The following is a 22,635-nucleotide window of genomic DNA, read 5'->3' as shown; positions in this document are numbered from 1 at the left end:
CTTTAAATATTTGCAATTACTTCAGTCTTTAACCACGCAATAGCTTTTTCTTGATTATATACAATTCCTGTTCTTAATAAGGCCTCCATATCTCCTATGAAATTGGGATCTTGTTCTTTTTCTTCAATATTCATTAAAAATTCTTTTTTACTTGGCGGTCTGTTTCCTGTTGAAAATGTCGTGTACTCCTTGAAGCATTTGATTATTTCGTCTATATTCAATTCCATATGTAGCCGTGAGTAATCTAAATCAAACAAATCCCTCCCTTTACTGCGTTGGTATAATGCTCGTAATTTTGTACCCAATAATTCATTAATGTTATAGGTTCTAATTTTAGCACTTCCTGTAAACCAATCGCTTTTTACTTCAAAAGGAAATTCTACCCATGGCAATACGTTAAAGTGCTCTTTACAGTTGATTTCCAATTTTAAGCGCAATCTAATTCCTTCATATTCAGAATTGAAACGGTATAGTGCTTTTGCTCCGTGTCCTCTTACTTGTGTTCGCCTTTCTTCTTCAAAGAATGTAATCACTTCATTGATTCGTTGCATTATAGGTTTTATAGGTCCCGGTTTTATTTGGACCAAATCTATATCTTCAGAATATCTTGGTGCTGGATTCAAATACAATTTGTGAAGGGCGGTACCGCCTCTAAAGGCTAAATTTTCATTTAAGAATTCATCTGAGAAAATTTCTACCAATGCACGACTAATGACAAGGTCTTGTTCTACTTGATAAAACTGTTTCCAAGGTGCTTGTTCTTGCCACTTCGCTATGTAGGGCTTCGGAATCATAAATCGCTCTCTATTTTTATATTCACATCCACTTTCCAATGATTATGAATGGCTCCAGGTCTCTCTTTTGATTTTGGACTCAATAACACCGGATAGTATTTTGATGTCTTTAAGTACTCTTTTATGGGTTCGTACAATTTCGATTCAACTTGTAGTTCGCCTTCTAATAAAAAACCCAATCGTTGTAAGGTGCTTTTGTGAGGATACCAAGTAAGTAAATCTTCTATATCTTGAACGTTTATTTCTTCTGACAGTTCTTCGAGAATGGCTAACATTCTATTGATACCACCCAACTTGGTTTGATGATGGATTAAATCTACAGCTGTAAGTGCTGGACTCGAAATTTTAAAAATACCTGCATCCGATTTTTTCTCTAAAATGTTTTTTGTTGGCCATTTTGAAGTTGTAAAAAAATGAATATCTATCGATGATTTTTTAATATCAGGGAATGCCTTATCTGTCATAACATATTCCCGTTGCACTTGTTGATGTCCTGCGCCGTGAAACTTTGCAGCAGAATAAAAGCCTAAGTAATAATTACTATCTAAAAAATCAAAAAGCTTATGTGCAAATAACTGCACAGGTAGCTGTTCTTGTTTGGAATATCTTGGCGGAATGATTAAATAAAACCCTTTTCTTAAGTTTACAATTTCCTTTTTGGCTACTAAACGTGAAAGCTCTCGCTTTAAAGCAGTATCAGTTTTATGACACTTTTTTACAAGTTCATCCCAAGAAAATGAGTATTCCTCAAAAGATTGTAGTTGCTTTATATAATCTGAGATATCCACCTAAAAGTAAATTTTCGAGAAAGATACCATTTTACGGTAATTATCTCGTTATTCTACTATAAAAATTTTTAATTTTGCCAAAGGATTGCCATAAAGGCTATAAGTATCAATTTTATATGAAAACGCTCTTCATCTGTTCCGCCAACAAACAACGCTCTAAAACGGCTGAAGACTATTTTGCTGAAAAGCATCCTGAATACAACTTTAAAAGTGCAGGCACCAATATCAAAATTTGTAGAAAAGAAGGCACTACTGAGCTTACTGAAGATTTATTAAAATGGGCAGACAAAGTTTATGTGATGGAAAATAAGCATTTAGACCAAATTAAGAAGCATACAGGCTCAAAGTATTACTCAAAAATTAAGGTGTTAGATATTCCAGATATCTACAAATACTATGATTCTAATTTGATCACGATTTTGGAAGAAAAGGTGTCTTTCTAAAACTACCATTATAGTGGTAAAAACATCCTAAAAAGCATCAAATATACCATTATAATGGTTTTTTTAACTCTCCTCCGATTTGAGATTGTTCAACGACATATCTTAGTAAACTTTCAAGAAAAGTATTGAAAATTGGTACTTTACTCGAAAGTTTACTATAATCTGCTCTTAATAATTTTATTTGAACTCACTTATGTTGGTTTGTATACCTAACTCGCATAAATATCCCAAAACTCACAAATTTTTGTTAAAAAGGGGCTAATTCGGTGTCACTAAATTTTTCGACCTCTTGAAAGCCCTATAAATACAATACTTTTAGATTTTTAGATAGTTCCTCTTTCTCCGCCAAGATTTATTCAAAATCGACGAAAGTCCTATAAACTCAATGTTTATGGGACTTTTTATTTTACCCAAAACATCAAAAAGTGTATTAAAAACCATTCTATTGTTGACCTTTTTAAAACCTTTATTATATAACCAATTTACGAATAACAGTTTTACAAACAGTTATTTTTATGCCAAATTTAGGCTTTTACTCATTGAGGTTATAGAGAAAATTGAAATTAGCATACGCATTAAACTTGTTTATCACCTGCCTCCTGAGGTTACCCCTTGTTGGTTTCAAAACTTTGATTTATTTATTGATAGCATGGTCTTGGTTAAAAACAATGTCAAATATTGAAGATGAGATACCAGAACAGAAGACCATTTGAAAAAGCACAAAGATAATAAACGCTTCTTGCCTTCATGGAAGTCTTTAGAGCAAACAAATTGTGGTGCTTTATCAAAATTATATGGCAACAATACATACCGTAAAATCTAAAGATACCATAGCGCAATCTTATGGAGCCGTTAATCACAACAACTATTCAACTAGTTGTTTTGAAATTCATAAAAACAGCATGATGAATGATTTCTGTCCGAATAATTTTAGTAAATCCGCATTGAAACCTATACTATTGTATTAGCGCATTTTAAAATAGAGATAATAAAACGTTTTAACATTAACCAATAATAAATATCATACTACAAAATGTTTACACCGGATTTTTGATATTCTAAAAGAAGTTCATTATCAATGTCTAGATCAGTTACTACAGCATCAACTTCAGTGAGGCTACAAACATGATAGCTTTGTTTTAAACCTAGCTTATTGGATGTAACTAGAGAAACCGTAGCATTTGATACTTCAATCATAGCTTTTTTCATTAATGCAACCTCATAACTACCTTCAGTTATTCCATTATCAACATCTAAACTGCCTGTACCAATAAAACACATATCGGCTTTAATTTTTGCAAGTTTCTGTATAACATCAATGCCAACAGTTACCATTGCTTTTTTATGTATTTTGCCACCAATAAAAATAATTTCAATGTTTGGATGCCCAGTAAGTTCCATCGCAATTGGCAGACAATAAGTATAAATAGTTATTTTCAACTCTTTTGGCAACAACCTTACAAAAGCAAGATTTGTAGTACCTCCACTTATTATAATGGACATACCATTTTTTATAAGAGTAGATGCTTTGTTTGCTATTATTTCTTTTTTATCACTGTTTACTATAACATTATCATTATAATGGTATAGCTTTTGAATGGTAGATACGGCTCCTCCATGAATTTTGGACAGCAACCCCTTACCGTCTAACTCGTTTAAATCTCTCCTAATAGTATCTTCAGACACACTAAGCTCTTCGGCTAAAACTGAAGAACTTACCTTTTTTTCAACTCTAATCTTATCAATAATAATTCGTTGCCTTTCATTTTTTACCATGAGTTATTTTTTTTCAAATATAACATTTTGATTTAAAAATAAAGGTTATAATCAAAAAGATAGGCTTCTTTAGCTCAAAATAAAACACTTAAGCAAACAGCACAATAAAACATAAAATTGCTACAAAAACGCTTGTTTTATAAATTTAAAATTCAAAAGCATATATTAATTATTAAACCTATGCAAGCAGTACTGCATAATCCATTTTTTACATCTATACAATCACTATATTTCACTAAAAACAGCTAATAATTGCATTTTATTTGCATGTTATTTGCACATTATTTGCATATTATTTGCGTGTATAAAACATAAAAACTATATTTACTTCCGAAAAACATTCTTAAACTAACAAACAATGAAAAAAAAACAGCATTATTTAATCTTTTTGCTTGTTATGGTTTTAACGCAAATTGGCATTGCACAAACGGTAACCATAACAGGAAAAGTAACCTCGAAAAGTGATGGGCAACCACTGCCCGGAGCAAGTGTTCTTTTAAAAGGGGAATCTCAAGGAAGTGTTACGAATTTTGATGGAAATTATTCAATTGAAGTAAATAACCCAAATGGAAAAGAGCTTGTCTTTAGCTATATTGGTTTTAAAACCCTTACAGTATCCTTGAATGATTCCAACATTATCAATATTGCTCTTGAAGAGGACGCCACAAGTCTTGATGAGGTTGTTGTAACCGCATTAGGAATTAAAAGAGAAGCCAAAGCTTTAGGGTACTCTTTAACTGAAGTTGGGTCAGACGACATGGGAAGGGTAAAAACCACAAGCGCTGTAAACGCACTACAAGGTAGGGTTGCCGGAGTTAACATTTCTCAAAACAGCACCGGTGCAGCAGGTTCGAGCAGGGTAATCATTAGAGGAGCTAGTTCTTTATCGGGCAGCAACCAACCATTATATGTTGTTGATGGGATTCCTATTTTAAATGTAACTAAAGCTTCAATTGGAAGATTTGATGGCGAATTTGGAGATGGCGGAGATGATATTTCATCTATTAATCCAGACGATATCGAGTCGGTTTCTATTTTAAAAGGAAGTTCTGCTGCCGCTTTATACGGGTCACAAGCCTCTAATGGTGTAATAATGATTACTACAAAGTCAGGCAAAGGCAAAAAAGGACTTGGTGTAGAATTTTCAAGTTCCCTTACGTTTGACTCTGTAAATACAGATCTACAAGATTTTCAAACTATTTACGGCCAAGGTAGATCTGGTTTAAAACCAGGCTTTATATACGAAAATGGCTCGGTAACAGCTTTAGATGATGGAACGCCAGAAGGACTAGACCTAGCCACTTCCAATGCATTATCAAACTCCACCCTTTCTTGGGGGGCAATGTTAGACGGATCTAATGCTATTGCATGGGATGGCATATACAGACCATATACAAATACTGGAAATAATGTTAAAAAGTTTTACGACACAGGGGTTACGGCAGTTAACACCGTATCTGTTGTTAAAGGAAGTGATGATTATAGTTATCGACTATCATTTTCTAATTTAGACAATAGAGACGTCTTCCCTAATTCCACTTTAGACAGAAAGTCTTTTTCATTAAGTGGTAATGCTAAAATAAACCCAAAGTTAACTTCTACAATTAGCGCTAAATATATAATAGAAAAGGTGCATAATCGTGTAGGTATCGGCGACGGTCCTGGTAATGCCAATAACTCGGTATTGTTGTTGCCAGCAAATATTGATGTAACAGGAATGAAACCTGGGTTTAATGACGAAGGAGCTGAGCTTCCATTTACATCGAGTGTTTGGACTACTAATCCGTATTGGGTAACAGATAAGTTTAATAATAACGACAAGAAGAAGAGAATAATTGCTTCAACAACTTTAAGATATGATATTACAGATTGGTTATATGCAAATGGTCGAGCAGGGATTGATTCTTATGATTTATCAGTACAACGTGTAACACCTTGGGGAACGGCTTACAGGTCTGGAGGTCGCTTGTATCAAAGTAAATCAACTTACTCGTTTTTTGATGCTGATATGATGCTTGGAGTTGAAAAGTCCATTACAAGTAAAATATCCACCCATTCAGTTTTTGGAGGGAATACCAAAAAGAGCACTTGGGAATCATTAAGTGCCCAGGGCGACGATTTCATTGTAATAGGTCTAGAAGATTTAAACAACACTACAAACCCAATACCCTCTTACGGTTTAAGCGAAAGCAAAACAAACTCATTGTATGCTTCAATTGAGGTAGATTATGACAATACATTTTTCTTAACTTATACCGGAAGAAATGAATGGTTCTCAACATTATCTTTCCCAGGAAAAACATCTCCTAATGATGATTTTTACCAATCGATCAGTGGAAGCTTACTGCTTCACGAAGCGCTTAAATTGCCAAAAGCGATCACTTATGCTAAATTAAGGTCAAGTTATGCTCAAGTAGCTGGAGCTACAAGTCCTTATGCTTTAAATTTAACGTATGCCATTTTAGGGACTTTCCAAGGACAAGCATTCGGACAGGTAAATGGTAGCACTATTCCTAACCCCAATTTAGTGCCTTTAGAGAAAAAAGAATTTGAAATTGGTTTTGATGGAAGATTCTTTAATAACAGATTACATCTAGATGTAGCTTACTATTCAAACAAAACGTTAAACGACATTGTTAGAGCAAGTGCAACAAGCACATCTGGATATACTTCGGCGTTGCTAAATGTTGGTGAATTGGAAAACAAAGGATTAGAATTGCTCTTAGGAGGGTCGCCAATTAAAAATGATAATTTCAGTTGGAATTCATCTATAAATGTTGGCTACAACAATAGTGAAATTGTAAACACAAATGATGAAGGCAACCCTATTACCATGCAGTTAAGCAGAACAGGAAACGCGAACATAGCTCATATGGTTGGAGAAAACTACGGAACTATAGTTGGAGAGTCTTATGCTAGAGATGAAAATGGAGTTAAAATTTACACTATAGATGGACAAGGTATTCCTAGACCTGTAAGAGCAGATGAGCGTAAAGTATTAGGCAATGGAGTAGCACCGGTAACAGCTGGTTTTTCTAATGAATTTAGATATAAAAATGTAAGCTTAAATATTTTGGTTGATGGTAAGTTTGGAGGACAAGTGTTCTCAGGAACAAACGAGGCAGCATATTTTAGCGGTGCTCACAAACGTACTTTAGAAGGCAGAGAAAATGGTTTAGAGGTTACGGGTATTGATCAAGCAACAGGGCAAGAATTCACAACAACAGTTCCTGCTAGGAGTTTAGGCTCTTACTATGGTTATATCGCAGCAGAAAATACAGGTATAGCCGAGGAGTTTATATATGACACGGATTATATAAAGTTTAGAGAATTTAGCCTAGGCTACTCTTTTCCGAAAAAGATTTTAAAGAATATTTTCATAAAAGAAATGAGTGTTTCTTTAATTGGTAGAAACTTATTTTACCTGATGAAAAAAACAGACAATATTGATCCAGAAGCATCAATAAACAACTCTAACTCGCAAGGGTTAGAACGATTTGGAGTCCCAGCAACACGTAGCTTTGGATTTTCTTTAAATGTTAAATTTTAATTAATAAGAAGATGAAAAAAATAATATTATTATTAGGGCTAATCTTTACTTTCAATGCTTGCGACGACGGCTTTGAAGAGTTAAATGTCAACCCTACAAAACCAGTGCAATTGGCACCCTCTACAAAACTAACAGCAGCACAATTGTACACTGCGGGAACTAGTTATGTAGCAACCCTTTTTTATAACGTAGGAACAGTAATGCAGTTAGTGCAACAAATTAACGCTACGTCGTACTCATGGGAATATACAGAATCTCAGTCTCATCAGTTTTTTAACGAACAATACCCCAGTGCAGTAAAGGCCATAGTAGACCTTGTAGATGGGCTTGAAAAAAGCGAAGACCCCAACGCGGCAGTAGATCTTGCCATTGCAAACGTATGGAAGGTTTTAGTTTTTAGCAGATTAACAGATAGTTATGGAGATATACCTTATTTTGAAGCAGGCAAAGGATTTATTGACGGCATAAGGTTTCCTAAATACGATGCGCAAAGTGAAATTTATACAGATATGTTAGCATTACTAGAAAGCGCTTCAAATACACTAAGTACAGGTGGAAGCAATTCTTATGGAAGTGGCGATATTGTTTTTGGTGGCGATACTCAAAAGTGGCATAAATTTGCCAATTCACTTATGCTTAGGTTAGCCCTAAGACTGGTTAAGGTAGATCCATCAGGAGCTGAAGCATGGGCCACAAAAGCTATCAATGGTGGGGTTATGACAAGCAATGCTGATATAGCTTATATTAACTATCAATCTGAAGCTGGTTATGGTGGGGTTTTTGGACCTACTATAAATCCTATTGCTAGAACATTTTCTTCCAGATTTGGAAATCAAATCAAAATGTCCGAGACTTTTGTGGAGTTTATGAAAGATAGAAATGACCCAAGAGTTTCCGTTTTATGTTCTACTGTAGATGGGGAAACAGACTTTGATTTACAGTTTGGGCAACCAAACATTGATAGAACAAGGGGAGCAGCAAACTCTAAGCCCAATATGAATATTTTTGGAGGTTTAGTAGGTTGGTCTCCTTACGCAGCAAACCCAACCAGTTATGACGCACCGTTTTTCTTTCAGACCTATGCCGAAGTTGAGTTTATGTTAGCAGAGGCTGCCCATCGTTGGGGACTAGCAGGCGGTAATACAGAAGATCATTATAACGCAGGTGTAACTGCAGCTATGGATTACTTGTCATTGTACGGAAATGGAGTAGGTATTGATGCGACTCAAATTTCAGATTATTTAACAGCTAATCCATTTGATGACTCAATTGCTTTACAAATGATAAACGAGCAATATTGGGTAGCAACTTTCCCTAACGGAATAGAAACATGGGCCAATTGGAAGCGTTCTGGTTACCCAAGCCTAACACCTGTACCTCATATATTTAGTCAAACCGATGGTACAATTCCTAGAAGATTTATCTACCCTGCAACTGAAAGAGCCAACAACCCAGATAACTTGCAGGAAGCCATAGACAGACAAGGAGACATCCTAACCTCACGTATGTGGTGGGACGCAAATTAATCTGTAAAAAACAAAATAGCTCTTTATGATACGTTAGAATTAATGTTATCGTTTAAAGCTTATTTTAGTGTTTAGTTAAATTTGAGTTAGTAATTGAGGTGAGAGAAATCGGTTTATTACTCTCACCTCTTTTCTTTAAGAGCACTACTAAAACCAAATAGGGCTATTTTAAAAATTGAACGGGGAAACAGTGATTATGGTTAAGGAACAACTATATTCTGAACATGCTTGAAGCTCTTAAAAATTTAAAAGATTAAAGATTTCAACGTAAGGACACAAAAAAACTTACTAAAAAAAACTATAAATGAACGCCACATTAATTCTAATAATTATAGCGTCTTATTTTGGGACACTAATGATAATATCACACTTCGTTTCCAAAAAATCTAGTGAAGAATCATTTTATACTGGCGATAGGAAATCGCCATGGCAAGTGGTTGCTTTTGGTATGATAGGTGCCGTATTATCTGGTGTTACATTCGTGTCAATTCCCGGAATGGTAGGCACTAATTATTTTTATTATTTACAGTTTGTTTTCGGTAATGTAGTGGGATATGTATTTATAACTTACGTACTAATCCCTATTTATTATAATTTAAAGTTAGTTTCAATATACACCTATTTAGAATCTCGTTTTGGAATTAGAACCTACAAAACGGGCTCATTGTTTTTTTTAATATCGCAATCATTTGGAGCAGCTTTAAGGTTGTTACTTGCTGCAAAAATTTTACAATATGCCGTGTTTGATGCCTTTAATGTTCCGTTTTACTTAACAGTACTTATGATATTAGTTTTAATATGGATGTACACACACAGATCTGGTATTAAAACTATTGTTTGGACAGATACGCTTCAAACATTTTTTTTACTTATGGCAGCCATAGTAACGATTTACGTAACAAAAGATGCTTTAAACTTAAATTTTTCAGAAACCATTTCAACAGTTACAAATCACAAATACTTTAAGGTTTTTAATTGGGATTTTAATTCTGGAAGCAATTTTTTTAAACAGTTTATTTCTGGAATATTGATTGCTGTGGCCATGGTTGGTTTAGACCAAAATATGATGCAAAAAACACTTACCTGCAAAAACAAAAAAGAAGCGCAACGCAATGTTTTGACCTTTAGCTTAATTTTGGCAATTACTCAATTTTTGTTTCTGGGTTTAGGTGTGATGCTTTATTTATATGCTGAAAAATTTGGTATTCAATTAGAAGTTGAAAACGGAAAATTTATTAACACCGATGCTTTATTCCCAATGCTTTCATTAAACCATTTTGGCATGCTTGCAAGTGTTAGTTTTATTTTAGGGATTACAGCAGCTTCTTTTTCAAGTGCAGATTCTGCTTTAACCGCTTTAACAACATCCTTTACCCATGACTTTTTAGACATTCAGCATAAAAACCCTAAAGAAAAAAAACGACTTAAAAACCGGGTGTTATTTGGGTTTTCAGTTGTTATATTCACCATTATAATGTTGTTTTCAGAAAGTAAAGGCGATGTTATTTCAACAATTTTTAAGGTTGCCGGATATACTTATGGCTCCCTATTAGGGCTTTATATATTTGGAATTTTTACCAAGATAAAAACCAAAGATGCTGCAATTCCATTTATATGCATTTTAACGCCCTTAATAACATACTTTTTAAACCATTATTTTATTCTCTGGTTTAATTTTGATTTTGGATTTATGAACATTTTTGTAAATGCACTCCTAACTGTTATAGGTTTGATAATTATGAAAAGAAGAAATTGAAACGAATACAGAATATTTTTTCAAAGAAAACAGTATAATAATTTTTAAGTTATATGAAAAACAAGTTAACCACAGAGCAACCTTCAGGTTATAACGATTTAGATAAAATGAGCACCGTTGAACTGCTCTCAAATATGAATAAAGAAGACAAAACAGTGGCTTATACAGTTGAAAAAGTGGTGCCTTCTATTCAAAAACTAGTAGACGATATTTATAGCAAAATAAAAGCTGGCGGTAGGTTGTTCTATATAGGAGCAGGAACAAGCGGACGATTAGGTGTACTTGATGCATCCGAGTGCCCACCAACTTATGGCGTCTCAGACAATGTGGTAATTGGACTTATAGCCGGTGGCGATGTTGCACTTAGAAAAGCAGTTGAAAATGCAGAAGACGATAGTAAAATGGCATGGAAAGACCTCCAGGAATACAACATTTCAAAAAAAGATGTGCTTATAGGAATCGCCGCATCGGGAACAACACCTTATGTTATTGGCGGTGTTAAAGAAGCAAAAAAGCATGGTATTATTACGGGCTGCATTACTTGTAACAAAAACTCGCCGTTATCTCTAGAGGTAGACCATCCAATTGAGTTGGTTGTTGGCCCTGAGTTTGTTACCGGAAGCACGAGAATGAAAGCAGGAACTGCTCAAAAACTAGTTTTAAATATGATCTCAACAACCGTTATGATAAAACTAGGAAAAGTAAAAGGCAATAAAATGGTAAACATGCAACTCTCAAACAAAAAACTTGTAAACAGAGGTGTTAGAATGATAATGGAGCAACTCAATATAGATGAAAAGTTGGCGAGTAGTTTATTACTAAAACATAAAAGCGTAAAAGAAGTATTTGATAAACACAAAACAAATCCTGCCAACGAAAATTTGAACGAATAATGGAATTGAATTCGCGAATAATAGCATTAGATGTTTTAAGAGGATTAACGATTGCTTTAATGATTCTAGTAAACACACCAGGAAGTTGGTCATATGTTTACCCTCCCCTGTTGCATGCTAAGTGGCATGGTTTCACGCCTACAGATGCTGTTTTTCCATTCTTTCTATTTATCGTTGGGGTTTCTATTCACTTTGCTTTTAAAAAATATAAATCCGGGCAATTTAATCAGGCCTTATTAAAAATTGGCAAAAGAACACTGATTATATTTGCCATAGGTTTCTTTTTAAATTTATATCCAAAGTTTAACTTTGATACAGTTAGGATTTTTGGCGTTTTACAGCGTATAGCTATTGCCTATGGAATTGGAGCGACCCTAAGTTTATTTTTTGATAAAAAAACATTGATTTTTTTACTTTCAAGTATGTTACTTTTGTATTGGGGTCTATTATATTTTCTTGTTCCAGAGAATCCATACGCCCCCCAGACTAATTTGGTAAAGGAAATTGATCTATTTTTATTGGGTTCAGAACATATGTGGAAAGGACTCGGGTTTCCTTTTGATCCGGAAGGGTTACTGTCAAGCTTACCAGCAATAGGAACTGTTATATTTGGTAATTTGGCAGGTCAACTTATATCAAAATCTAGTTCTCATCTAAACACTGTTAAATCACTTTTCATTTATGGGGCCATCTTAACCATGATTGGTTGGTTTTGGGGCTATATTTTTCCTATAAATAAATCTTTATGGACAAGTTCTTTCGTGTGTTTTTCAGCAGGGCTTGCCATGTTGTTTTTAGCGTTGCTAATTTGGGTTATTGACATTAATGGTTTAAAAAAATGGTCCTCGCCTTTTATACATTTTGGTACTAATTCATTGTTTATTTTCGTATTTTCCGGCTTATACGTTAAAAGCCTCTATCTAATTAAATTAACAAATGAGCAAGGTGAAAAGGTTAACGGATACAATAGTCTATATAATGAAGTATTTGTTCCAATTGCAGGTAAAATGAATGGTTCCTTATTGTTCGCAATTACCCATATTATTTTTTTCTGGGCATTAGTATATCTGCTCTATAAAAAGAAAATTTTTATAAAAATTTAGCAAAACAACATACTTATATAGAAATTATGATTTTATCCTATAATAAAAATAAAAACTAGAATTAAAGTGTCAAATCTTCATTGAGCAAATAAAACCAAAAACTAAAATACTAACAAATGAATAAGTTTCTAATAATATCCATATTATCTGCTATCTGCTTTATATCGTGCAACTCTAATAAAAAACAACCTAAAACTAATAAAGACACAATAAATGCGCATACCCAATGGGTAGATAGCATTTATAACAATATGTCTCTAAAAGAAAAAGTAGGGCAATTATTTATGGTTGCAACTTACTCAAATCGAGATCATAAGCATTCAGATGCTATTGAAAAACTAATCAAAGAATTTAATATTGGAGGGCTCATATTTTTTCAGGGAGACCCCGTGCGTCAAGCAAAACAAACAAATGAATACCAGACCATATCTAAAGTGCCTTTATTTATTGGGATTGATGGCGAATGGGGTTTAAACATGAGGCTAGACAGCACATCAAAATACCCATATAATATGACACTTGGGGCAATTCAGAAAAACAGCATAGTTAAACAAATAGCAAAACAAATTGGTAAAGATTGCAAAAGATTGGGGATTCATATAAACTTTGCTCCCGTAGTGGACATCAACACCAATCCAAAAAACCCCATAATTGGGGTACGCTCATTTGGTGAAGATAAATATAATGTCACAAAAAAGGCAGTAGCTTTTACCGAAGGTTTACAAAGCGAAGGTATATTGGCTTGCGCAAAACACTTCCCTGGGCATGGCGATACAGACACAGATTCGCATAAAACATTGCCTACCGTTTCTTTTTCCAAAGAGCGAATTGATTCGGTAGAACTTTACCCGTACAAACAATTGTTTAACAAAGGTATTGCGGGCGTTATGGTTGCCCATTTAAATGTCCCGAGTTTAACACATGAAAAAGGCTTACCCTCTTCATTATCTCCAAAAGTAGTGACCAACATTTTAAAAGAAAAATTAGCATTTAAAGGACTCATTTTTACTGATGCCTTAAATATGAAAGGAGCTGCAAATTACAAAGAACCCGGAGATATAGATTTAGCGGCTTTTAAAGCAGGTAACGATGTATTGCTTTTTACTGAAGACGCGCCTAAGGCGATTTCTAAAATTATGGAAGCATACAATACCAACGAAATAACCGAGGAGCGTTTATCTCATTCTGTAAAAAAGATACTTGCTGCTAAATTTAATGCAGGCTTAAACCAATTCAAACCTATTGAATTAAATAACCTTGTAAATGATTTGAATGAAGACATTAATGATGATTTATATAAAGAAGCTATCAGCAATGCGATTACGATAATAAAAAATGATGATGCTGTATTACCTTTGCAAAAGCAATCGAAGGAAAAAATTGCATTTCTAAAATTAGGAGATGGCAGTGCCGAAACCTTTTTAAACCACATAAGGCTAAAAACCGATGTTACTGATGTTTCTAATTTATCTCAAAAAAAACTATTAAACGAACTTAATAAATACGATAAACTCATAGTGAGCTACCATCGATTAAATAGCAGGAAAACTAATGCCATTTCTAATAAAGAAAGGTCATTAATCGAAAGCTTATCAAAAATCCACAAAGTGATTTTAAATGTATTTGCCAGCCAATATAGTTTACAAAACCTGTCTCTTGAAAATATTGAAGGTATCATTGTTTCTTATGAAAATTCAGAATGGGCAAATAAAATCTCTGCACAGGCTGTTTTTGGAGAGATTGACGCCAAAGGGAAATTACCAACATCAATATCAAAGATTTACCCTACCCATTATGGCCTATCAATTTTAGAAGACAATTAAATGGTTCACAATCCTAAAACGCATAAAAGATGAAGAAAACCTTACTAAGCAAATTATAACACATATTATTTTTTAATATCTTAAACCTTTTTTTAGAACATTAACTAAAAAAAAGGCATCACAATTGTAAAAGAACCACTTGGAAAACTAGGTAACGACATGAAAAACCAACACAAAATCAGAATACATTAATAGACTTAAACCAACCTCTAATAACAACCTTAAATAAAAAATCAAATTATTTTTTTAATAACATTTTGGAAAGCCATAATCAAATCACACACATTATGAAATATATTGTAATTCTCTTTTTAGCCTTAACAGCTTGCAATTCCACAACTAAAAAAAAGCAAGCTAAAAATGAAGCCATCGTAAATCAATCCGTTGAAACTAAAGCGATTGTTACGGGAGCCAATCAAACCAACAAATATTTACCCCTTTTAAAAGGTAAAAACGTAGGCGTAGTGGCCAACCAAACTAGCGTTATTTTTAAGAATGATAGCGGCAAAGAGCACACCCACCTTGTCGATTCGCTTTTGGCACTTAACGTAAATGTTACCAAAGTTTTTGCGCCAGAACACGGTTTTAGAGGTGTTGCTGATGCTGGTGAATATATTGAGGATGGCATAGACGAAAAAACAGGCTTACCCATTTTTTCACTTTATGGTAAAAACAGAAAACCGCCTAAAGAATTTTTAGAAGATATAGATGTTATGCTTTTCGATGTGCAGGATGTTGGGGTTCGTTTTTACACTTATATATCGACACTTCATTACGTTATGGAAACTTCCGCAGAACTCAATATCCCTGTCATTGTGTTGGATCGTCCAAATCCTAACGGGCATTATATCGATGGGCCTATTTTAGAAAAAGACGTTACAAGTTTTGTGGGCATGCATACCGTACCCATTGTTTATGGGATGACCATTGGCGAGTACGGAAAAATGATAAATGGCGAAAAATGGATGGATAACGAAATACAATGCGATCTTACCGTAGTGCCATTACAGCATTACACGCACGATTCGGAGTATGATTTACCTTTAAAACCGTCGCCCAATTTGCCCAATGCAAAATCGATTAATTTATACCCAAGTGTTTGTTTTTTTGAAGGCACTACGGTTAGTTGTGGACGCGGAACCGAAATGCAATTCCAAATTTTCGGTGCACCATTCTTACCTGAGGAAACATTTGATTTCAGCTTTACACCACAACCAAATTTTGGAGCTAAAACACCCAAGCATCAAGGAGAGTTATGCTTCGGGAAGGATTTAAGAAATGTGGAGCGTCTTGATGAGATAAATTTAGACTGGTTAATTGAAGCCTATAAGGCCACAGCAGATAAAACCACATTTTTCAACCAATTCTTTCCTAAATTGGCAGGGACTAAAAAGTTGCAAGATCAAATTGAAAATGGCGTTTCTGCTGAAGCTATCAAAGAAAGTTGGAAACCCGGATTGGAAGCCTTTAGCAAAACCAGAGAAAAATACTTGTTGTACAAATAAAAGGATTGGATGAATATTGAAGCCTCTACGTCACAGGATTTAAATGCATTATCAACTATTTTGGAGGGCGAATTATTTACCGATGCACTCCACAAATCCATTTATGCCACCGATGCTTCTGTTTACAGAAAGTTGCCTTTAGGCGTGGCGTATCCAAAAAGCAATCAGGATTTAAAAGCGCTGATTGAGTTTGCCACAATCAACAAAATCACGCTTATTCCAAGGGCTGCGGGCACCTCGTTAGCGGGTCAATGTGTGGGCGATGGTTTGGTGGTAGACCTATCAAAACACTTCACTAAAATTGTAAGTTTTAATGAGCACAATAAAACCATAACCGTACAACCCGGTGTGATAAGGGATGAGCTTAATAATTTCCTAAAACCATACAAACTGTTTTTTGGCCCCAATACCTCTACTAGCAATCGATGCATGATTGGCGGTATGGTAGGCAACAATTCTTCGGGGACAACCTCTATTAAATATGGTGTTACACGAGATAAAATTGTGCAGTTGAAAACCGTTTTAAGTGATGGCTCCGAAGTGGTTTTTAAGGATTTGAATACCGAGGAATTCCTTTTAAAAACAAAAGGAAACAGTTTAGAGAGCAACATTTATAAAACGTTACATCATGAGCTTTCAAATACCGAGAATCAATTAGAAATAAAAAACGAATTTCCAAAGCCATCCATCCACAGAAGAAACAATGGCTACGCCGTCGATGAGTTGTTAAAGTCAGAAGTATTTGGAGGTGATGAGTCTCAAATCAATCTATCAAAATTAATGGCAGGTAGTGAGGGCACCTTGGCTTTTACCACGGAGATAACCTTAAAATTAGACGACGTGCCACCGCCTAAAAACATTATGGTGGCAGCGCATTTTCATTCCATTGAAGCGAGTATGAAAGCCGTGGTAATTGCCATGAAGCATAATTTATACACCTGCGAACTCATGGATAAAACCATTTTGGACTGTACCAAGAATAACAGGGAACAAATTAAAAACAGGTTTTTTGTTGAAGGCGACCCAAAGGCTATTCTTATGTTGGAAATTTGTACGCATAACGATACAGATTCCAATGTTTTGGCAGAAGCTTTAATATCCGATTTGCAAAAAAATAAATTGGGTTATGCTTATCCTAAATTAATTGATAATCAAATAAATCAAGCCCTGGAACTGCGTAAAGCCGGATTGGGTTTGTTGGGAAATATTATAGGCGATAAAAAAGCCGTTGCCTGTATTGAGGATACTGCTGTGGCTTTAAAGGATTTGCCAAATTACATCGCTGAATTTTCTAAAATGATGGAAGATTTTGGTCAAAATGCCGTGTACTATGCACATGCTGGTGCTGGTGAGTTGCACTTAAGACCCATTCTTAATTTAAAAAAACAAGAAGATGTTGTTCTGTTTAGGGAAATAACATCGAAGACTGCAGAATTGGTGAAAAAATACGGCGGTTCTTTTAGTGGCGAACATGGAGATGGCATTGTTAGGGCAGAATTTATACCTAAAATGATAGGTGAAAAAAATTATGCCCTCTTAAAACGAATCAAACAAACCTTCGACCCTCATAATGTTTTCAATAAAGGCAAAATAATCGATGCTTTTGCAATGGACGAAAACTTGAGATACGAAGTCGATCGGGTTGAGCCAGACATAGCAACGGTTCAAGATTTTTCCGATAGTTTGGGCATCTTACGGGCGGCCGAAAAATGCAATGGTTCCGGTGATTGCAGAAAACTGCCCGAAGCCGGCGGTACCATGTGCCCAAGTTACAGAGCAACAAAAAATGAAAAAGACACCACCCGAGCCAGGGCAAATGCGCTCCGGGAATTTTTAACACATTCAGATAAAGCAAACAAATTCAATCATAAAGAACTATACGACGTTTTCGATTTGTGTTTAAGTTGTAAAGCCTGTGCCAGCGAGTGCCCCAGTAACGTGGATATAGCCACTTTAAAAGCCGAGTTTTTATATCAATATCACAAAGAAAATGGTCTGCCTTTAAGGAGCAAACTCTTTGGAAACAGCACAAACCTTAATAAGTTAGGCAATATAGCGCCACGGCTAACCAATTTTATGTTGAATACTAAATTCTCTAAAAATTTATTGGGGATTGCGCCACAACGAAGTATTCCAAAATTGGAAGCGGTTACCTTCTTCAATTGGTACAAAAAGAATAAAAAAAGACTTAATAGCACGCCCTGTAAAAATGGTGAGGTTTATCTTTTTATAGATGAATTTGTGAACTTTTACGACGTGCACGTTGGTATTGATGCCATGGAACTTTTAACGGCATTGGGCTATAAAGTTAATATCACTAAACATAAGGAAAGCGGTCGTGGTTTTATATCAAAAGGCATGTTAGACCAAGCAAAAAAACTGGCCGATTATAATGTTGATTTTTTTAAACCACTTATTTCACATGATGCGCCATTGGTAGGTATTGAACCTTCTGCAATTTTAACCTTTAGGGATGAGTACGCAAGACTTGCTGAAGATAAAAAAGCAGCAGAAAAAATTGCCAAAAATACCTTTACGATTGAAGAGTTTTTAAGTCGCGAATCAAACGAAGGTCGAATAAATCCCGACCAGTTTACCGCAGAAAAGCAGGTGGTTAAAATTCATGGGCATTGCCATCAAAAAGCTTTAAGCAGCATGGAATCAGCCTTTAAAATGCTTAGTATTCCTAAAAATTACTCCGTTACCATTATAAATTCCGGTTGCTGTGGAATGGCAGGGTCTTTTGGTTATGAAAAAGAACATTATGCATTGAGCATGCAAGTTGGAGAGGATACCCTTTTTCCAAAAATAAGAAACATGAGCGACCAAACGATTATTGTCGCGTCGGGTACGAGTTGTCGCCACCAAATTAAAGATGGCACAGATAAAAACTCCAAACATGCCGTAAGTGTTTTAAGGGAAGCGCTTTTATAGTTCTACCAAAATTGAATTAATTTTTCATGGATTCGAACATCAAACATATCAAAATCAAAAGAACGCAATCTATTGATGTTTTTAGGGCGATAACCATGTTTTTAATGATTTTTGTGAATGATATTCCGTCGTTAAAAGATGTTCCCAATTGGTTGAAACACACGGAGGCACAAGAAGACGGTATGGGTCTATCGGATGTTGTTTTTCCTTTATTTTTATTTATTGTTGGCCTTTCCATTCCTTTGGCCATAAACACCAGAAGAAAAAAGGGATATAACGAAACTTCCACAGCTACTCATATTGTTTCTAGGACGATTGCTTTATTGGCCATGGGCGTTTTAATGGTCAATATTGGTCGGATTAATCCCGACTTGATGCCTTTTGGAAAAAATACGTGGCAAATATTAATGACGGTAGGAATTATGTTAGTATGGCTGTATTACAAGCCTATTACATACTTAACTAAAGCAGGAGTTATAGCTTTAAAATGTTTAGGGATAGGTATTCTGCTGTATTTGGCTGTAGTGTTTAGAGGTGGTACAGCCGACAATCCCATATGGATAAAGCCTTATTGGTGGGGCATTTTAGGGTTGATTGGTTGGGCGTATCTTTTAAATGCATTCTTTTTTATGTTTTTGGGCAGCAAAATAAGAGATATCATTTTAGGATGCTTACTATTGTTTTTATTTAATATTCAGGAATTTGGGTATTTCAAAGGCTTTCCATCTTTTAAAATTGTGGTTAGCGCTTCCAATCATTTATTGGTGATGTTAGGTGTGTTGTGTACTGCTTTGTTGTTGCGTTATAAAGATCAGAAAAAGGAAAATAGATTTTTGTTAATACTACTAGCTTGTGGTATAACTCTTATTGCCTTTGGATTTTTTATCAGACCATCATTTATAATTTCAAAAATATTGGCTACACCTTCATGGACCATTATTTGTGGCGGTATAGCATTTTTGTTATTTGGCCTATTTTATATTGTTGTTGATAAATGGGGGCAATCTGCATGGGCCAATATTATAAAACCTGCAGGAACCAGTACCCTTACTTGTTATTTGTTGCCGTTTTTAATATATCCATTATTGTCTATATTGAATTTTAGATGGCCTGAATTCGCAACTTACGGTTGGGCAGGTATTGTAAAATCATTGTTTTTCGCCCTAGTGGTTATAATAATAACTGGTGGCTTAGAAAAAATAAAAATCAAATTGAAAGTGTAAATTTATTTATATGGATTTATTCTAATCGAGCATCTCGTTTAATGACACAAATTGATATCCATTTCGCTTTAATGCTTTAATGAGATGTTCCAATTCCAAATAAAATTTATCTGTGCGATTAGGGTGCGTTCCAATATGACTTAAAAGTAAAAACCCGTTGAGCGATGCTTTAGCCTCATAATCTAAAATAGAATTGTAAATAACTTCGGTGCTTTTATAATTTTTATCATCTGGCGTGGTATAATCAGCATGCGACAGCGTTCCTTTTGTATAATTTATTAAGGTAAGCTGGTTTTTTTTTGTCCAGGAGGTAATTGTACTGTCGTTCCATTCGTAAGGTGGTAAATAGTAAGGCGCATCGGATTTGTTAATACCAAATTTTTTCATTTCGGCATAATTCAAATTTAGGTCTTCGTTAAACTCGGTTTCGGTTACCAACAGTTTTTTGTCTGCCGACCAATCATTGTATAACAAATGTTTGTTGGAGTGTGCACCCAAATAATGACCGTTCTTTTTTAAATCGGAAATAAGAGGCGCAAACTCATTATTACGATAAAAATCACCTGTAAAAAAGAAAGAAGCTTTAATGTTTTCTCGGTTTAGAACCTCCAATATATGTGCGCCTCCATCGGCATATTCATGTCCTGTAAACACCAAATGAATATTCTTCTCGTTACTGTTGCCACGTACAATAGCTCCTGTATTATCTATCTCATTGTTTATTTTTTTTTTACATCAGCCTCTAAAGACGATAAATAAAACACCAAACACGCAGTACCGTCCATGGTTGGTTCGTTTGTAGAATAATCTCCAACATCGTCATGATAAACCACATATTCTGATTGAAATGCGGCATACGGATCGGGATTAAGCAGCTGCAGTCCTTTAAGATTATTGTAAATAGAGCCATAAACAGGGCCATCAACCAACCCGCCATCAGTTTGGTAACCGTGTAAAAGGTTTAGTGAGGAATGCGGGTAAATAGGGGAGTCACCGTAGCCTTCTGGTAGACCAACTATCATACTTGTTCCCCATGGATTGCACCCAAACAACCAATCTCTCAGGGCAGCTTCCATGTTCAAGTAGGTGTCATCTCCTGTTAATTCCCTGTAAGCTTTAGCTTGAGTTAAAGTGGCTGTTACCAAATTATTTGAGCACCAAATAAAGGGTACTCCGATGAGGAAAGGATTGTCTTTACCACGTTGTGCGATAGCCTCTAAACCAGTTTTATAATAATTTGTTACCGTTTTTTTATCATCTGTATTGGCAATTAAAGCCAATTCGTTATGTCCTGCATTGTAAAATGGATAATATTGATAGTGTTTAGCTGTATCTTGACCCATCCAAGGTGTTACTTTTTCAGAAGAAGCGTAATTTAATGCTTCACTGTAATAGGTTTTGTCGTTTGTGAGTTTGTACAGTTTGGCGGCGGCCAACTCCATGTCGTCGTACCAATTATCTTCCTCGTAAAAATAGGGCGATGTGGCTGGAGCTGTTTGCATGGTGCCTGGTTTGGTTTTACCAAAAGCATAAGCATCTTTGGCTTTTTGGGTTAAATTTTTGGCGTATTCGGGATAAAAGTCCGACAGTACTTCTGCTCCAATTCCAAAAGAAGATGCAAATTTACCGGCGGTTGAAGACACTCCAGTTGTACGGTTTTTATTCTCAAATAAACCTTGAATTTCTCCACTTACAAAGTAAACCGGTCTGCCTTTATATTCGGGATGATATACCACACTATCTTTATTTGGAAGCCTATATCCAGCATGATCTCTATCATCAGCAATTTGGTTGTAATATTCTGTTGACGATGGATTCATTTTAATAAGCCAATCCATGCCAAATTTAGCCTCGTCAATAACATCAGGAATACCATTAGCCCCTTCTAGTCCATTTGCTTGGTAAGCATCTCCAAAAGCTTCTGGGTTTTCTCTATAGGAATATAATAATTGGTAAATAGCATTAGCAGAGGTTGCCGTGTATTGAAGATAATCTGTAGCATCATGCCAGCCACCTGCTACATCAATATGAGTGCCATCTGGTTTTTCGGGGTGGTAAATAATAAAGCCATCATCTACATGACAGGAATCTTTAAGGTATGGGTTAAATTCACAACGTTGCTGCCTCATATATTTTAAAAGAAAATCGGCAGTGCCATCATACACATTATTATCAATTTTAAAAACGGGGGATTTTGTGTTTTTAGCCCTTATGTAATAGCTGCCTTCATCATTAAAATCTGAAAAATCTAAGCGAAATGATGTTTGAAACGGTCCGAATTCACCTTTAGATTCTACGGTGTCAAAAGACGCTACAATGGCATCGTTCTCTGAGTTGTGTAGGGTAAATTCCGTAACCGATATATTATCTTTTGAACCAATAACTGCTACTTTAATGGTATTGGGTTGATACCCCATTTGATTAATTCTAATCCAAGATTGATGTTGTTCTTCGGAACACCCAAAACTTAAAAGTATAATCCCAAATACAAGTGCTAAATTTTTCATGATACTACGTGCTT

17 protein-coding genes are annotated in these 22,635 nt (G+C 35.1%); 12 read left to right on the top strand and 5 right to left on the bottom strand.

Features of this window, described 5'->3' with window-relative positions; all coding sequences use genetic code 11:
* Positions 1 to 2: 2 nt before the first annotated feature.
* Both RNZ46_RS14345 and RNZ46_RS14340 read right to left on the bottom strand, forming a co-directional pair.
* On the bottom strand, positions 3 to 794 hold the full coding sequence (locus tag RNZ46_RS14345; protein WP_316982856.1) for a nucleotidyl transferase AbiEii/AbiGii toxin family protein: 792 nt from the start codon (positions 792 to 794) through the stop codon (positions 3 to 5).
* Positions 791 to 1,582, bottom strand: coding sequence for a type IV toxin-antitoxin system AbiEi family antitoxin domain-containing protein (locus tag RNZ46_RS14340; RefSeq protein ID WP_316982855.1), 792 nt, complete (start codon positions 1,580 to 1,582; stop codon positions 791 to 793). Before RNZ46_RS14340 ends, RNZ46_RS14345 begins: the two co-directional genes overlap by 4 nt.
* A 116-nt stretch (positions 1,583 to 1,698) precedes the next feature.
* Between RNZ46_RS14340 and RNZ46_RS14335 the strand changes: the two genes are divergently transcribed.
* The 3 genes from RNZ46_RS14335 to RNZ46_RS14325 all read left to right on the top strand — a co-directional run bounded on the left by RNZ46_RS14335 (position 1,699) and on the right by RNZ46_RS14325 (position 2,993).
* Positions 1,699 to 2,025 (top strand): phosphotyrosine protein phosphatase, encoded by a 327-nt coding sequence (locus tag RNZ46_RS14335; protein ID WP_316982854.1) that lies wholly within the window; start codon positions 1,699 to 1,701, stop codon positions 2,023 to 2,025.
* A 391-nt stretch (positions 2,026 to 2,416) separates the two neighbouring features.
* Positions 2,417 to 2,707: an Abi family protein gene (locus tag RNZ46_RS14330; RefSeq protein ID WP_316982853.1), complete on the top strand. Its 291-nt coding sequence runs from the start codon at positions 2,417 to 2,419 to the stop codon at positions 2,705 to 2,707.
* Between the two features lie 112 nt (positions 2,708 to 2,819).
* Entirely contained in the window at positions 2,820 to 2,993 is a 174-nt protein-coding gene (locus RNZ46_RS14325; protein ID WP_316982852.1) for a hypothetical protein, read from the top strand.
* A 58-nt stretch (positions 2,994 to 3,051) separates the two neighbouring features.
* On the opposite strand, the gene RNZ46_RS14320 is transcribed toward RNZ46_RS14325, so the two are convergent.
* Positions 3,052 to 3,801: a DeoR/GlpR family DNA-binding transcription regulator gene (locus RNZ46_RS14320; RefSeq protein WP_316982851.1), complete on the bottom strand. Its 750-nt coding sequence runs from the start codon at positions 3,799 to 3,801 to the stop codon at positions 3,052 to 3,054.
* A gap of 358 nt (positions 3,802 to 4,159) precedes the next feature.
* Between RNZ46_RS14320 and RNZ46_RS14315 the strand changes: the two genes are divergently transcribed.
* The 9 genes from RNZ46_RS14315 (at position 4,160) to RNZ46_RS14275 (ending at position 20,114) form a co-directional block, all read left to right on the top strand.
* Positions 4,160 to 7,351 (top strand): SusC/RagA family TonB-linked outer membrane protein, encoded by a 3,192-nt coding sequence (locus tag RNZ46_RS14315; RefSeq protein WP_316982850.1) that lies wholly within the window; start codon positions 4,160 to 4,162, stop codon positions 7,349 to 7,351.
* Between the two features lie 11 nt (positions 7,352 to 7,362).
* On the top strand, positions 7,363 to 8,877 hold the full coding sequence (locus RNZ46_RS14310) for a SusD/RagB family nutrient-binding outer membrane lipoprotein (RefSeq protein ID WP_316982849.1): 1,515 nt from the start codon (positions 7,363 to 7,365) through the stop codon (positions 8,875 to 8,877).
* 304 nt (positions 8,878 to 9,181) lie between these two features.
* Entirely contained in the window at positions 9,182 to 10,633 is a 1,452-nt protein-coding gene (locus tag RNZ46_RS14305; protein WP_316982848.1) for a sodium:solute symporter, read from the top strand.
* A gap of 53 nt (positions 10,634 to 10,686) precedes the next feature.
* Positions 10,687 to 11,526 carry an N-acetylmuramic acid 6-phosphate etherase gene (gene murQ / locus RNZ46_RS14300; protein WP_316982847.1) on the top strand — a complete coding sequence of 280 codons (840 nt, stop codon included), beginning with the start codon at positions 10,687 to 10,689 and terminating at the stop codon, positions 11,524 to 11,526.
* The gene (locus tag RNZ46_RS14295) at positions 11,526 to 12,629 is read left to right on the top strand and encodes an acyltransferase family protein (RefSeq protein ID WP_316982846.1); all 1,104 of its coding nucleotides are present in this window, start codon (positions 11,526 to 11,528) and stop codon (positions 12,627 to 12,629) included. The genes murQ and RNZ46_RS14295 overlap by 1 nt, the downstream gene beginning before the upstream one ends.
* Before the next feature lie 116 nt (positions 12,630 to 12,745).
* Positions 12,746 to 14,452, top strand: a complete 1,707-nt coding sequence (locus RNZ46_RS14290) for a glycoside hydrolase family 3 protein (RefSeq protein ID WP_316982845.1) — start codon at positions 12,746 to 12,748, stop codon at positions 14,450 to 14,452.
* Positions 14,453 to 14,739: 287 nt separating this feature from the next.
* The gene (locus RNZ46_RS14285; RefSeq protein ID WP_316982844.1) at positions 14,740 to 15,957 is read left to right on the top strand and encodes an exo-beta-N-acetylmuramidase NamZ family protein; all 1,218 of its coding nucleotides are present in this window, start codon (positions 14,740 to 14,742) and stop codon (positions 15,955 to 15,957) included.
* A gap of 9 nt (positions 15,958 to 15,966) precedes the next feature.
* The gene (locus RNZ46_RS14280; RefSeq protein ID WP_316982843.1) at positions 15,967 to 18,891 is read left to right on the top strand and encodes an FAD-binding and (Fe-S)-binding domain-containing protein; all 2,925 of its coding nucleotides are present in this window, start codon (positions 15,967 to 15,969) and stop codon (positions 18,889 to 18,891) included.
* 26 nt (positions 18,892 to 18,917) lie between these two features.
* A complete protein-coding gene (locus RNZ46_RS14275; protein ID WP_316982842.1) occupies positions 18,918 to 20,114 on the top strand; it encodes a DUF5009 domain-containing protein in 1,197 nt (398 codons plus the stop codon).
* 21 nt (positions 20,115 to 20,135) lie between these two features.
* Here RNZ46_RS14275 and RNZ46_RS14270 read toward each other — a convergent pair whose 3' ends face one another.
* Together RNZ46_RS14270 and RNZ46_RS14265 are read right to left on the bottom strand one after the other, a co-directional pair.
* On the bottom strand, positions 20,136 to 20,807 hold the full coding sequence (locus RNZ46_RS14270) for a polysaccharide deacetylase family protein (RefSeq protein WP_350339783.1): 672 nt from the start codon (positions 20,805 to 20,807) through the stop codon (positions 20,136 to 20,138).
* Positions 20,808 to 20,833: 26 nt separating this feature from the next.
* Positions 20,834 to 22,621: a glycoside hydrolase family 9 protein gene (locus RNZ46_RS14265; RefSeq protein WP_316982841.1), complete on the bottom strand. Its 1,788-nt coding sequence runs from the start codon at positions 22,619 to 22,621 to the stop codon at positions 20,834 to 20,836.
* Between the last annotated feature and the right edge of the window lie 14 nt (positions 22,622 to 22,635).

It is taken from the genome of Hwangdonia lutea (genome assembly GCF_032814565.1).
Lineage (GTDB): Bacteria > Bacteroidota > Bacteroidia > Flavobacteriales > Flavobacteriaceae > Hwangdonia > Hwangdonia lutea.
This window is presented reverse-complemented; position numbering and strand designations above follow the sequence as displayed.